We start from the raw sequence: 14,088 nt of genomic DNA, 5'->3' as shown, positions 1-14,088 counted from the left end.
CAATTTTTCATCTTAACCAAATTCCTGCTATGAAACTTCAACTTGGCCGCAAGGCGTCAGATATTATCGCTTCTATCTACATCATCGGCACTCTTTTCCTGCGTATACTGCTGGAGCCTCAGCTCAACGGGCACTTCATCATCTCCGTAGCGCTGGGTGCATTCGGGCTGTTGTTTCTTTGGGCTCTGGTCAGATCCAAAATTCTTAACCCTTCCTTCTTTGGCTTATGGCCTGGCGAAGAAGCGGAAAAGGCAAAGGCGGCTTAAGCCCGGCTGCCTCCAATATCTTCTAAGGCCAGATACAGGCAGGGAACAATCACCAGAATAATAGAGGTCGCAAAGACTATGCCGAAGCCCAAAGAAATGGCCATCGGAATAAGGTAGGTGGCCTGACGGGAGGTCTCCAGGATAATCGGCGTCAATCCGCCAAAGGTCGTAAGCGTAGTCAGCAAAATAGGCCGGAAACGGCGCACTCCGGCATCCAAAATGGCAGAAAAAGCAGCTTGTTCCTGGCGTTTTTTGTTCGCATAGTCGATCATAATCAGCGCATCGTTGACTACCACGCCGGACAGGGCAATCACGCCCATCAGGCTAATAAGGGAAAGGTCGTAACCCAATAAAATATGCCCTAACACCGCGCCCACAATGCCAAACGGAATGGCACCCAGCACAATTAACGGCTGCGTGTAACTCCGAAAGGCAACAGCCAGCAAGGCATAAATCACCATCATCGCTAAGGCGAAACCACCCCACAGGGCCTGCGTGGACTCCCGCATATCGGCCTGACTGCCCTGGAAACTCCAGGTAATTCCCGGATAATCGGCCCGCAATTGCGGCAGTACTTCCTCCTGAATAGACTCCAGCACGCGGGTCACGGCATTGGAAGGCTCCACGTCCATACCTACCGTTACAATACGGCGGGCATCTCTCCGGTTGATGGAGGTAAATGCTTCCGTCTCTTCCACCCGGGCCACATCCATTAGCGGGACTTCCATTCCGGCCGGGCTCCGCACCAGAAAATCCTCCAGGTTATACATATCCTTACGCTCGGCTTCCGGCAGTTTGACCCGGACTTCAATTTCATTCGTGCCCCGGAGCTGCCGCAGCGCCAGTGCCCCAAAAAACGCATTCCTGACCTGCCGCCCCACTTCATTGGAGGTTAGCCCGAGGTTGCGCCCTTCCGGCAGCAGCTTAAAGTCCAGCTGCTGCTTGCCTTTATTGTAATTGTCGTTCACATCACGGGTGGCAGTGAAGGACTCCATCCGGTTGAGAAAATCCTGGCTGGCCTTTTCCAGAACGGCCACGTCCTCATGGCTCAGGTCTACGCTGATGTCCTGCTGCCAGCCACCGGGGCCGCGCTCTGCCTCAAAGGTGATCTGATCCACTCCTTCGATTTCTCCGATTTCGTCCCGCCAGATTTCTATGACTTCCTGGGCGGTCATATCGCGTTCGGTGGGAGGCTTCATGACAATTTCCACATCAATAAAGTTTTGCCCGCGCACATTCGTCTTCACCCCTTCTGCTACTTCGTACAGATCATGGGTGTCAAACATCCGCTGCGTGGAGGCTGTAATTTCCTCCGCGACCCTTCCGGCCTGATCGATGGTCGTACCTACCGGAAGGGAAACGCCTGCTTCGATTTCATCAGCTGCTACTTCCGGCATCATGATGACGCCCATGTGGTCACTATAGGCATAGGCGCAGACCATACCAAGGAGCGCTACGGCAGTAGTTAGTGTGATGTACCGATGCTTCAGACATAGCTTCAGTAGGGGCCGGTACCGTTGGTCAATAAAGCGGGTAAAGGCTTTGGCTATCCGCTGCTGCCCCCGGTCGAGGTATTGCCCGATTTTGAAGCGGTTGCCCTTTGAGCTGTGGGCCAGGTGTGCCGGCAGGATGAACAGGGCTTCAATCAGCGAAATGGCCAGCACGATAATCACTACGGCGGGCAGAGGCCACCAAAACTTACCGGTGGTACCGGGTATGAACAGCAGGGGCACAAAGGCGATGATATTGGTAAGAATGCTAAAGGTCACCGGACGGGCCATGTCTTTAGCTCCTGCTATGGCGGCATCCATGTAGGAATAGCCCTGCTGCCGGTACTCGTAGATATTCTCACCGACCACCACGGCATCATCCACGACAATGCCCAGCACTACCAGGAAGCCGAACATGGAAACCATATTGATGCTGATGCCAAAAAGCGGCAGGAAAAGAATGCCCCCGATAAAAGAAATCGCCATGCCCATCATTACCCAAAAGGCGAGGCGGTACTCCAGGAAAAGCCCCAGAATGACTAACACAATCACAATGGCCAGCACACCATTCTCTGTGAGCAGAGAAAGGCGCTGCCGGTAGTCTTCGGCGGTGTTGCTGTCGATGCGGCAGGTGATGCCTTCCGGCAAAAAGGTCTCAAAATCAAGCAGTACGCCTTGTACTGAACTCGCAATGTCCAGGGGCGACTGATCGCCCACCCGGAAGATTTGCAGCTCTACCGAGGGTTGCTGATTGAACTGAGCGTGGAATCCGGTCTCCTCAAAGCCATCGTCAATGCGGGCAATATCGCCCAGGGCGACCCGTGCACCATTCTCCCCGGTGACGATCTCGATCTGGGCGAATTCCTCAGCAAATTGCTTGCGCTCCTTCATCCGAAGCAAGATCTCGCCCCGTTTGGTTTCCACTGCCCCGGCGGGCACATCCTGGCTGGATTGGGCAATCAGGTCGGCGACCTGCCCCAGGGTCAGGTTGTACTGGCGAAGCTGATAGCGGGGGATTTCAATATGGGTGACGTATTCGGGCACATTGCCGATTTCCACCTGCGTAATGCCCGGCGTACTCAGCAGCCGGTCGCGGAGTTGCTCCGCCAGTTTGCGCAGCGTCCAGATGTCCGCATCGCCGTAAAGCCCAATTTCAATAACCTCCCGCTGCCGGGCCTGCAGGCGGACTTCCGGTTCCTCAATATCATCCGGGAAGGTACGGATGCGATTGACTGCCTGATCAATATCCTGAAAGGCTTTCATCCGGTCAGTACCCGCCACCAGTTCGATAGAGACCCGGCCCGACCCCTCCTCGGCGGTGGAAGTGATTTCCTTAATACCCTGTACGCCGCGCACGGCCTCTTCCACCGGTAGCAGTATCCCCTGCTCCACTTCTGCCGGAGCAGAGCCCGGATAAACCACGCTTACCTCCACTATATCCAGCTGAAATTGTGGAAAAACCTCCTTTTGGATGCTGTACATAGACCATACGCCCCCACCAATCAGCAGGATCATCAATAAATTTGCGGCTATGGAATTGCGGGCCATGTAGGCAATGCCCCCTCTCTTGTGGTCAGACTGGCTCATTTACTGTACATCTTTTGTGGTGCGGGAATCTGTTGATGTGATTGAAGAATCGGCGGAAGACGCTTTGGGCAGGCGCAGGGCGGCACCTTCCACCACAGTGGACAGATTGGTCTGCACTACCTGGTCGCCCGCCTGCAAACCGGAACTGACGTAGGCATATTCCGCATCTTTGAGCACCACCTCCACCTTGCGGATATCCAGGCTGTCTTTCTGCATTACCCAGACTGTTTCTTCCTCCCGCAGCAGGTCGCGGTTGAGGCGGACCACGCTATCCATAGTTTCTCCTTCCAGATGTGCCTCCAGAAATGCGCCAATCATCAGTCGGGGCTTGCCGGAATTTTCAGCTTTTAGCGCCAGTGGGTCAGGGACTTCGACAATGGCTCTTGCCATGCGTGTGTTGCCCTCCAGGGTACCCAGTAGTTTGAATAAGTAGCCGGTGCGGTAAGCGCCTTCCTTCCAGGCATTCGGGCTCGTCAGTTTTACCGGTGCGCCCCGCTGTTGAGCCGTTTTGGGAAAATCGAGCCATTGCAGTTGTGCCGTGGGTATGGCTACCGTCACCCAGTACTTGTCTGTGCCAATGAGTTGTCCAAGGCTATCGCCGGGGCCGACCTGTGCGCCTACATTTGCGTTTCGGCTCAGCAACTGGGCATCAAAGGGTGCGCGGATGGCGGTTCGTTCCAGATTGAGCCGGGCCTGATCCACTGAAGCTTCTGCCGCTTTCAGCCGGGCTTTAACCGCATTGAGTTGAGGTTTTCTGAGGACGAGGGCCTCCCGTTCCCTGGATAGGGTGTCGCCCAGTAAGGTGTAGTCCTGCCGTGCGACCTGCTGTTGCCCCTGTTCCATTTCCAGGTCGGCTTGCACCTGTGCCAGCTCGCTTTCGCGGAGCTGTAGGGTATTCTTAAAATCGGCGGGATCCAGCTGTAACAGTAGCGTCCCTTTTTGTACAAATCCTCCGGGGACAAAGCTCGGCGTTATTCGGACCACCTGCCCCATTACCATTGGGCTTAACTGTACCTGCCGGGCGGGCTGAACGGTCCCTGTCGCCACAATAGTCGGCTGATAGGTGCCCATTTGGACCCGTTCCACTTCCACCAGCATGTCCGTTTTCTTAGTTGCACCCTGCCGCTGTGCTTCGGGCTCGGTATTGAAAATCCAAAAGACGACCCCGCCAGCTACGGCCAGGATGAGGATACAAATCAGTAAGGTGCGCTTCCAGTTCATGTTCTTTAATTTACTGTGTGGAGGCTTTGGGGGTATCAATGGGGCCTGCCAGTGCCCGGTAAAGGCTGATCCTGAATTCCAGCAGGAGGTAGCGGGCGGAAAGGAGGTTGCGTTGCAATTGCTGTAGTTGGTCCAGGGCAGTCAGCACATCCAGGTAAGTACTTGTGCCGTTGAAATACTGCAGCCGGAGTTGTTCGTAGGATTGTTCGGCCAGGCGGATTTGGTCTTCAATGGACCCGATAGCCTGTTTTTGGTGGAACTCTCTCGCCAGAGCATCCTCAACTTCCCGGAAAGCCAGGAGGGTAGCCTGACCGTATTCGTATAACCTTTGATCGCGCACGGCACGGCTCCGGTCCACCTCCGCCCGCAGCCGTCCGGCGTTCAGCAGAGGCGCTGCAAGGTTAGCGCCCAGGGAGTAGGCCCAGTTTTCAAAAACATCGCGCAGGTTATTGGACCGTAAGCTGGTGGAAGCACTCAGGGAAAGCCTTGGATATTGGTTGCTGATTGCAGCTGCCAGTTCCCGGTCTGCTGCTTTGACCTGAAGGAAGGCCCGCTGCAAATCCGGCCGGCGGCGGACCAGCTCCAGCGGCAAACCGGTTTCGGGAAGATTGGGTGGATCGAATATCGTGTCAGGCAAAGCCGGCAGGCTTGCCCCGGGCGCCTGTCCCAACAATACAGACAACCTGTTTCTAAGGGCCTGTAGATCCGCCCGCACATAAGCCAGCTGCTCCCGGGTAGCCGATAGCAACTGCTCCTGCCGCAGTACATCAACGCCCCGCACCTGACCGATGCCCAGCCGTTGCCGGATGAGGCGCAGAATCTGTTCGTTGGTCTCCACCTGTGCTTGCAGGATGGCCTGCTGCCCGCGGGCCTCTGCCAGTTGCAACCAGGTACGCGCCACCTCTGCTGAAAGGGTCATCGCCCCCGCCTGATAATCGGCCCGGGTCGCTTCCCGCCGGAAACGCTCCGCATCCACCAGGGCATGAATCCGCCCCCAGAGGTCTACCTCATACTGCGACTGCAGGTTCAGCCGCACATTCTCACCGCCCACGAAGTTAGGTTGTGGAAAACTTGCTCCAGCCTGCATATTAGCCTCCAGGTCTGGCCACAACGCTGCCGACTCCCGGTCTGCTACCGCCCGGGCCGCCCGCAACCGCTCCCAGCCTACCACCAGATTGAAGTTTTCGGTCAGAGCCGTATCCATCACCCGGTTCAGGGCCGTATCTCCAAGGGCCGTCCACCATTTTTCCGGCAGCTCCAGTTCGCCCGTTTGGGAGAAAGCATCGGGCACTTCTGCGGGCAGTGTGGTGGTTCCCGTCCTGGGGGCACAGGCCGGCAGGGCGAGCAATCCCGCAAGCAATAAAGTTGTCAAAAAGTGCAGGGGCCGGGCGGCGTGCATGGTCAGTGGGTTTTCGGTTGCGTTTACTAATGTTGCAACTTTGGAACGGGTACAGTGGGGAGAGGTTCGGTTTTGGGGTGGGCCAGGTTTTTTGGGAGATGACTTCAAAAACCACTCCTGCCCACGCTCGCCCCTAGCCCCTGAAGGGGGAGCCGCGCCCATCAAGCCTTCTTATCCAAACTAAATTTCTGCTTTCTAATCGCGGGCGGAACTTCCCCTTTAGGGGACCGAGGGGCAGCAGAGCCTTTTTCCCAATCAAAAAACCACTCCTGCCTGCGCTAGCTCCTGAAGGGAAAACTGCGTGCGTCAAAAAACCAAAATTCCCTATCTTACCCCCAAACCGCCGGATATGACCACCAATGACCGCAGCCTGAAACTCATCAGCATCTTCCTACTGGGAGTAATGCTGTTTAATTTTCCGTTGGTCAGCCTGTTCAGCCGGGAGGGGCTCTTACTTGGGCTGCCAAAGCTGTACTGGTACTTCTTTGTCATCTGGGGCGGTATCATCGCATTGACGGCCTGGGTGGCGCGTCCTGCTAAGGCTAAAAAAGACTGACCGTGCAGCCTATCCTTATCATCAGCATATCAATTGGTTACGTGGCGCTGTTATTTTTCATCGCCTGGATAGCAGACAAGCGGGAGGCAGCTGGCAAGAGCATCGTGAAGAACCCGGCTATCTATGCCTTGTCTATGGCGGTTTACTGTACGGCCTGGACGTTTTACGGGAGCGTGGGCCGGGCGGCAACTACCGGGCTGGGCTTTTTGCCGACTTACCTCGGGCCGGCATTACTGGCTCCGGTTTGGTGGCTGCTGCTCAAAAAAATCATTCTCATCAGCAAGTCCCAACGTATTACTTCCATTGCTGATTTCATCTCCTCCCGCTATGGGAAGAGCACCTTTTTGGGGGTGATTGCCACGTTGGTTGCTGTGCTGGGCATTATCCCTTACATCTCCATTCAGCTTAAGGCGATTTCAAGCAGCTTTGATCTCTTGGTTGGACAAGCCACAGCTTCCCATGCGAATGTCCCTTTTTACCTGGACACTGCCCTCTACATCACCATAGCCCTGGCAGCTTTCACTATACTTTTCGGCACTCGCAACCTCGACCCCAATGAGCGCCACGGCGGACTGGTAGCCGCAATCGCTTTTGAGTCCCTGCTCAAGCTGGTGGCCTTCCTTGCGATCGGCCTGTTTGTCACTTTTGGGCTGTACGATGGGTTTGGGGATATCTTCAGCAAAGGGGCAGCGGTGCCTTCCATCCGGGCACTGTTTACCCTGGAATCGGCCGGGCTGAATGGCTGGGAGTGGTTTTGGCTGCTTTTCCTGTCCATGTCGGCAGTCATGCTGCTGCCGCGGCAGTTTCATGTAGCTGTGGTAGAGAACACTAATGCAGCACATGTGTCCCGGGCATCCTGGATGTTTCCACTGTACCTGCTGCTAATCAATATCTTTGTGCTGCCTATTGCAGTAGCGGGGCTGATGATGTTCCCGGAAGGCGGAGTGGAGCCGGACAGCTACGTGCTGAGCATCCCACTGGCAGCAGGATACGAAACGCTGGCCTTGTTTGTGGCCCTTGGGGGCTTTTCGGCGGCCACAAGCATGGTGATCGTCGCAGTCATTGCGCTCAGCATCATGATCGTCAACAACCTGGTCTTGCCGGGCATTGTCAGAAATCAGGACTTCCGGCAGGACAATCCGTACAGCATCAGCAGCAGTCTTTTGGGCATTCGGCGGGTATGCATCATCCTCGTTTTGCTGCTGGCTTATGCCTATTTCAAAGCTGTGGGCGAACAGTATAGCCTGGTATCGGTGGGGCTGATTTCCTTCACGGCCATAGCGCAGTTTGTGCCGGCGGTCCTGGGCGGTATTTACTGGAAGCGCGCCACCAAGAAGGGGGCCATCTGGGGGCTGAGCATCGGGTTTCTCATCTGGGCGTTTTGCCTCCCTTTTCCCACCCTGGTGGAAACGGGGCTGGTCAACGACCGGGTCATGGCGGAAGGGCTCTTCGGCTGGGGGCTGCTCCAACCTTATGCCCTCTTTGGACTAAGCGGCTACAGCCCGGTAGCTAATGCTGCTTTTTGGAGCCTGGCGCTGAATACCTTTGCTTACATTATTGTATCTTTAAATACTCAGCAGAGCCCGTTGGAGATTTCCCAGGCTGATCTTTTTGTGGACATTTACAAGTACCGCTCCGGTGGTAGCGAGTACGAAGTTATGCGGCGGCGGGCCAGAGTACGGGATATCCGTATTTTGATGAATCGCTTCCTGGGCGTAGCGCGGTCCCAATCTTTACTGACCGCTTATGAAAACCGCAACCGCGTGGATTTATCCCGGCAGCAAACCGCAGAGGCCAACCTGATCAACTATGCAGAAACCCATCTGGCTGGTGCTATTGGGGCCGCTTCAGCGAAAATCATCATAGGTTCCATTGCCAAGGAAGACCCCATCAGTCTGGAGGAAATGTTCAAGGTGCTTGAACAAACCAAGGAAATTGTAGAGTACAGCAAGGCGCTGGAGAAAAAATCGGCCGAGCTCGAACGCACCACTCTGCAGCTTAAACAAGCTAACGAGCAGCTTAAGGAACTGGACCGCCTCAAGGCCGACTTTATCACTACCGTAACCCACGAGCTGCGCACCCCCATCACTTCCATCAAAGCGCTGTCCAAAATCATGCTGGACAACCGCAATATGCCTGAAGAACAGCGTGCAGAGTTTCTCTCTATCGTGGTTACGGAAAGCGAGCGCCTCACCCGGCTGATCAATCAGGTACTCGACCTGGAGAAAATACAGTCACAGCCGGAAGACCTGAAGCTTGAACCGCTTGACCTGGCTGAAGTGGCCCGGCAGGCTTTCAATGGCTTACGGCAACTGATGCGGGACAAAGGCATTGTGCCGGAGCTTATCATCAAAGATGCCCCTGTGCCGGTGTATGGCAACTTTGACCGCCTCACGCAGGTAGTCGTCAATCTGCTGTCCAATGCCATCAAGTTTGCCGATGACGAAAAGGGGCAAGTGCACCTGCGCTGCTATCAGGGGGCCAAAGGCGGCTATATCGAAGTGCAGGATAATGGCCCCGGCATTTCTCCCCGCGACCAGGAACTGATCTTTGAAAAATTTACTCAGATCAGTGATAGCGACAAAGGCAAGCCACAGGGCAGCGGGCTTGGCCTGTTCATCACCCACACCATCGTAAGCCAGCACCGGGGAAGGCTTTCGGTGGAAAGTGAACCTGCCATGGGCGCCACCTTTAAAGTGACCCTGCCTCTGTACTCTGAAAAACAAAGCAATGGTGTACCGCCTCCTGAGCAGTAGAATTGTCGAATAAGAACCCGTGCTGAAATTTTTTTATTTTCCAAAAATCTGTAATTTTAGCAGGCTAATTATAAAACCAGCAAAGTATTATTTCATTCGCCCTGATCAGACATGAATAAACAAACCACTAAGGTGCTACTCGTTGACGATGAGCCGCACATCCTGGTCGCCCTGGAGTACCTGGTCAAGCAGGAAGGCTATCAGGTTTTCAAAGCTTCAGATGGTGAAAGCGCGCTAGACCTTGTACAGCAACAGTCCCCTCAAATTGTAGTGCTCGACGTTATGATGCCCGGTATCGACGGCTTCGAAGTCGCCCGCCGCATTCGCAATACGCCCGAGCATCAGGATACCCGCATTATCTTCCTTACCGCTAAAGGCACTCAGGCAGACCGCTTCCAGGGCTATGCCACCGGGGGCGAAGTCTATCTCACCAAACCTTTTGACAACAAAGAGCTCATTAATACAATAAATGAGGTCGTAGAATTTGGATAACCGAATTCTATTTTTTTACTTTACAGATATAAACATCTAAATATCTAGATATTTTAAAATTTAAAAGCCTTTATTGCCTGACCAAGTAAAAAGGCTTGCCTAAAAACAAGACTTATGACACAGCAAATCAAGTCCTTCGATGACTACAAAGCGGTCTACCAAAAGAGCGTGGAAGACCCGGAAGGATTCTGGGCAGAACAGGCCTCAACATTTACCTGGCGCAAGCAGTGGGATAAAGTGCTGGACTGGAATTTCACAGAGCCTAATGTCAACTGGTTTGTGGGCGGTAAGCTGAATATCACAGAAAACTGCCTGGACCGCCACCTGGAGACCCGGGGCGATCAGGTAGCCATCCTGTTTGAGCCCAACGATGCAGACGCAGAGAACATCACTTACACTTATAAGGAATTGCATGCCGAGGTATGCAAGGCAGCAAATGCACTAAAAGCCAACGGCATTGGCAAAGGCGACCGCGTCTGTTTCTATATGCCTATGGTGCCGGAACTGGCAATTGGTGTGCTGGCCTGTGCGCGTATCGGGGCGATCCACTCCGTGGTCTTTGCCGGCTTCTCGGCTCAGGCACTGGCTGACCGTATCAAGGACGCGACTTGCAAAGCCGTCATCTGTTCGGATTACAACAGCCGTGGCACAAAAAACATCCCGGTCAAAAAAGTAGTAGACGACGCTCTGGCCATGGATTGTGACAGCATTGAGATGGTGCTGGTTCATAAAAATACTGGTGGGGAGCTGAATATGGTAAGCGGCCGCGACAAATGGTGGCACGATGAGGTAGACGGGCAAAGTACAGCCTGCGAGGCAGAGGAAATGGACTCCGAAGATATGCTCTTCATCCTTTACACTTCTGGTTCTACCGGTAAGCCTAAGGGCGTGGTACACACTTGCGGTGGCTATATGGTGTACACCAAGTATTCTTTTGAGAATGTCTTCCAGTATCAGGAGGGCGATATCTACTGGTGTACGGCTGACATCGGCTGGATTACCGGCCACTCTTACATCGTCTACGGCCCTCTGCTGGCCGGTGCGACTACCGTGATGTTTGAGGGCGTCCCCACCTATCCGGATGCCGGCCGCTTCTGGCAAACCTGCGAAAAACTAAAAGTCAACCAATTCTATACGGCTCCTACTGCCATCCGTGCCCTCATGGCTCAGGGCGACCAACATGTGACCAAGTACGACCTCAGCTCCCTGAAAGTACTAGGCAGCGTGGGCGAGCCCATCAACGAGGAAGCCTGGGAATGGTACCACGAGCTGGTGGGCAAAAAGAACTGCCCGATCGTAGACACCTGGTGGCAGACCGAGACCGGCGGCATTATGATCGGCGGGCTGGGCGAGCATAGCCCGATGAAGCCGGCACACGCCGGGTATCCGCTGCCGGGCATTCAGCCCTGCCTGATGGATGCCGATGGGAAAGAGCTGGAAGGTAACGACATCGAAGGATTGCTTTGCGTGAAATACCCCTGGCCATCTATGCTGCGGACCACCTACGGCGACCACGAGCGCTGCCGTCAGACCTACTTCTCCGCTTTTGAGAACCTCTACTTCACCGGTGATGGTGCCCGCCGCGATAAGGATGGCATGTACCGTATTATCGGCCGCGTGGATGACGTGATCAACGTTTCCGGCCACCGTATGGGCACCGCGGAAGTGGAAAACGCCATCAATGAGCACGAGCTCGTTGTCGAGTCAGCCGTAGTGGGCTATCCGCACGATATCAAGGGTCAGGGCATCTACGCTTACGTGATTGTCTCTGGCGATATCGAAGATGAAGATGCTTTCCGCAAGGAGCTGATTCAGGTCGTGGTCAAGGAGATTGGACCGATTGCCAAGCCCGACAAGATTCAGATCGTCTCCGGGCTGCCGAAGACCCGCTCCGGCAAAATCATGCGCCGTATACTGCGTAAAGTAGCAAGCGGAGATACGTCCAACCTGGGCGACACCTCTACCCTGCTCAATCCGGAAGTCGTTGATGAAATCAAAGACACTGCATTGGTATAAAGTTAGATTTGAATTGTGAATGACATAAGTCAATAGAATGGCGGGTATGGCTCCGGATGGAGTGGCCCGCCATTTTTTATCCCGTGACCTTTGTCATTCCTAATCTTCTTCAAAAGCCTCAACTTACCATTTCAATGGCCTCACCACTGGCCAGTTCTCTATTCTTGGGTAAGCCCTGCGCACCCTGCAAACAAAAACCATTATGACTTATCAGGAATTCTACAACAACAGCATGGCGGACCCCACAGCTTTCTGGAAAGCTCAGGCGGACGCCATTGACTGGTTTGAAAAACCGTCCGATATTTCCTTCAAGGACGAAAACAGCCTCTACCGCTGGTACAAGGGCGGCAAACTGAACACTTCCCACCTGGCGCTAGACTACCATGTAGCCAACGGACGGGGCGATCAGCCTGCCATCTTTTATGACTCTCCGGTAACGGATACCAAAGAAACCATCACCTATGCGCAGTTGCTGGACCGCGTGGCCAGATTTGCCGGCGTGCTCAAAGCACAGGGGGTAGAGAAAGGCGATACAGTCATTATCTACATGCCCATGATCCCGCAGACCGTAGTAGCCATGCTGGCCTGTGCGAGGCTGGGCGCCATCCACTCCGTAGTCTTCGGGGGCTTTGCGGCTCATGAACTTGCCATCCGTATTAATGACGCCAAACCCAAGCTCATCCTTACCGCCAGCGCGGGCAAGGAAATCAACCGGGTGATCGACTATATGAAGATTGTCAATCCGGCACTGGAGGAAGCCGAGCATCAGGTGCAGGGGGTGATTGTCTATCAGCGGGATATCCTGGAGGCCCCGCTCAAAGAGGGGCGGGATTTTGACTGGGATGTGCTGCTGGCGGATGCCGAACCGGCTGACTGTGTCCCGGTGGAGAGCACGGACCCGCTGTACATCTTGTACACTTCCGGCACCACTGGCAAGCCTAAGGGCATTGTACGCGACAACGGCGGCCATGCCGTGGCTATGAAGTTCAGCATGAAGTACATCTACGGCGTAGAGCCGGGCGAGGTCTACTGGGCCGCTTCTGATGTTGGCTGGGTGGTCGGCCATTCCTACATTGTGTATGCGCCGCTCATCCACGGTTGTACCACGGTATTGTACGAAGGCAAGCCCGTACGCACGCCCGATGCCGGCGCCTTCTGGCGCGTGCTGGAAGAATATGGCGTAAGTGTGTTTTTCACCGCGCCCACCGCTTTCCGGGCCATCAAAAAAGAAGACTCCGAAGCGAAGCTTAAAGCGCAGTACGACACGAGCAAACTCCGCTACCTCTTTTTGGCAGGCGAGCGCTGCGATGTGTCTACCCTGGAATGGTGCCAGGATGTCCTGCAGGTGCCTGTCATTGACCACTGGTGGCAGACCGAATCGGGCTGGCCCATGCTCGCCAATATGGCAGGGGTGGAACTCTTGCCTGTCAAGCCGGGCTCAGCAGGCAAGCCAGTCTGCGGGTACGACCTTAAAGTCGTGGGCCCCGATGGAGAACCGGTGCCGCCGAATACAGAAGGCGCTGTCGTGATCCGCTTGCCCTTAGCGCCCGGCACCTTGCCCAATCTCTGGCAGGATACCGCCCGCTTCATCGATTCTTACCTCAGTCCCTACCCCGGCTACTACTTCACCGGTGACGGCGGGTATATTGATGAGGATGGCTATGTATTCATTACCGGGCGCATTGACGATATCATCAACGTGGCCGGCCACCGTTTGTCGACGGCAGAGATGGAGGAAGTGGTAGCGGCTCATCCATTGGTTGCCGAGTGCGCCGTCATTGGGGTGCATGATGACCTCAAGGGGCAAATCCCGGTCGGTTTTGTCGTGCTCAAAGCCGGAGCTGATATTTTGGATGCTGAACTGGAACAGGAACTGATTAAGATGGTGCGTGATCAAGTCGGCCCGGTCGCCTCCTTCAAAAAGGCCACCGTGGTGCAGCGACTGCCCAAGACCCGCTCGGGCAAAATCCTGCGTCGGATTATGCGCCATATTGTGGATGGCAAGCCGTATAACCCACCCTCTACTATTGAGGATATGAGCGTGCTGCCGGAGCTGGAGGCTCAGGTGCGAGAGGCTCAGGTTTAAGCATAGCTACAGATTGAATAAAACCCGGATTACTTTCGATTGTGTGTATAACAAATTGCACAAAACACAAAGGCAACCCTCTGCATTTAAGCCCTATGGCTGCTGGGGTAGAGCTTCCCGCTCTGCTCCAGCTTATCCAGGAAAAAGTGCAATTTTTTATGCACACCTTTCGATTACGAAGGCAATCCGGGTTTCTATTTTTCACTAACTTTCGTATCA

The 14,088-nt window shown here is 54.6% G+C and carries 9 protein-coding genes; 6 read left to right on the top strand and 3 right to left on the bottom strand.

Annotated elements, in window-relative coordinates:
• Positions 1 to 29 precede the first annotated feature (29 nt).
• Positions 30 to 266, top strand: a complete 237-nt coding sequence (locus ACO08I_RS23310; RefSeq protein WP_282782057.1) for a hypothetical protein — start codon at positions 30 to 32, stop codon at positions 264 to 266.
• Here ACO08I_RS23310 and ACO08I_RS23305 read toward each other — a convergent pair.
• Genes ACO08I_RS23305 through ACO08I_RS23295 form a run of 3 tightly spaced genes read right to left on the bottom strand, consistent with a single transcriptional unit; the run spans position 263 to position 5,963 of the window.
• Positions 263 to 3,343: an efflux RND transporter permease subunit gene (locus tag ACO08I_RS23305; RefSeq protein WP_421947273.1), complete on the bottom strand. Its 3,081-nt coding sequence runs from the start codon at positions 3,341 to 3,343 to the stop codon at positions 263 to 265. The two genes, ACO08I_RS23310 and ACO08I_RS23305, sit on opposite strands and share 4 nt — an antisense overlap.
• The gene (locus ACO08I_RS23300; protein ID WP_421947272.1) at positions 3,344 to 4,564 is read right to left on the bottom strand and encodes an efflux RND transporter periplasmic adaptor subunit; all 1,221 of its coding nucleotides are present in this window, start codon (positions 4,562 to 4,564) and stop codon (positions 3,344 to 3,346) included.
• A gap of 10 nt (positions 4,565 to 4,574) precedes the next feature.
• Complete coding sequence (locus ACO08I_RS23295; protein ID WP_421947271.1) at positions 4,575 to 5,963, bottom strand: efflux transporter outer membrane subunit; 1,389 nt, start codon at positions 5,961 to 5,963, stop codon at positions 4,575 to 4,577.
• A 349-nt stretch (positions 5,964 to 6,312) separates the two neighbouring features.
• On the opposite strand from ACO08I_RS23295, the gene ACO08I_RS23290 reads away from it, so the two are divergent.
• The 5 genes from ACO08I_RS23290 to ACO08I_RS23270 all read left to right on the top strand — a co-directional run bounded on the left by ACO08I_RS23290 (position 6,313) and on the right by ACO08I_RS23270 (position 13,869).
• Positions 6,313 to 6,519: a hypothetical protein gene (locus tag ACO08I_RS23290; RefSeq protein ID WP_421947270.1), complete on the top strand. Its 207-nt coding sequence runs from the start codon at positions 6,313 to 6,315 to the stop codon at positions 6,517 to 6,519.
• 2 nt (positions 6,520 to 6,521) lie between these two features.
• Positions 6,522 to 9,275, top strand: coding sequence for a sensor histidine kinase (locus tag ACO08I_RS23285; RefSeq protein ID WP_282782066.1), 2,754 nt, complete (start codon positions 6,522 to 6,524; stop codon positions 9,273 to 9,275).
• 111 nt (positions 9,276 to 9,386) lie between these two features.
• A complete protein-coding gene (locus ACO08I_RS23280) occupies positions 9,387 to 9,767 on the top strand; it encodes a response regulator transcription factor (protein WP_044145973.1) in 381 nt (126 codons plus the stop codon).
• A gap of 114 nt (positions 9,768 to 9,881) precedes the next feature.
• Entirely contained in the window at positions 9,882 to 11,783 is a 1,902-nt protein-coding gene (acs, locus tag ACO08I_RS23275) for an acetate--CoA ligase (protein ID WP_282782069.1), read from the top strand.
• A gap of 202 nt (positions 11,784 to 11,985) precedes the next feature.
• The gene (locus tag ACO08I_RS23270) at positions 11,986 to 13,869 is read left to right on the top strand and encodes a propionyl-CoA synthetase (protein WP_421947269.1); all 1,884 of its coding nucleotides are present in this window, start codon (positions 11,986 to 11,988) and stop codon (positions 13,867 to 13,869) included.
• Positions 13,870 to 14,088 lie beyond the last annotated feature (219 nt).

Origin of the sequence: Phaeodactylibacter xiamenensis (assembly GCF_965229835.1) — a bacterium.
GTDB classification, from domain to species: domain Bacteria; phylum Bacteroidota; class Bacteroidia; order Chitinophagales; family Saprospiraceae; genus Phaeodactylibacter; species Phaeodactylibacter xiamenensis.
The sequence above is the reverse complement of the archived record's forward strand: the minus strand, read 5'-3'. Positions and strand labels throughout refer to the sequence as shown.

Coding starts and splice junctions, on each gene's coding strand:
- ACO08I_RS23310 (WP_282782057.1), top strand. CDS start 30: ATGAAACTTCAACTTGGCCGCAAGGCGTCAGATATTATCGCTTCTATC.
- ACO08I_RS23305 (WP_421947273.1), bottom strand. CDS start 3,343: ATGAGCCAGTCTGACCACAAGAGAGGGGGCATTGCCTACATGGCCCGC.
- ACO08I_RS23300 (WP_421947272.1), bottom strand. CDS start 4,564: ATGAACTGGAAGCGCACCTTACTGATTTGTATCCTCATCCTGGCCGTA.
- ACO08I_RS23295 (WP_421947271.1), bottom strand. CDS start 5,963: ATGCACGCCGCCCGGCCCCTGCACTTTTTGACAACTTTATTGCTTGCG.
- ACO08I_RS23290 (WP_421947270.1), top strand. CDS start 6,313: ATGACCACCAATGACCGCAGCCTGAAACTCATCAGCATCTTCCTACTG.
- ACO08I_RS23280 (WP_044145973.1), top strand. CDS start 9,387: ATGAATAAACAAACCACTAAGGTGCTACTCGTTGACGATGAGCCGCAC.
- acs (WP_282782069.1), top strand. CDS start 9,882: ATGACACAGCAAATCAAGTCCTTCGATGACTACAAAGCGGTCTACCAA.
- ACO08I_RS23270 (WP_421947269.1), top strand. CDS start 11,986: ATGACTTATCAGGAATTCTACAACAACAGCATGGCGGACCCCACAGCT.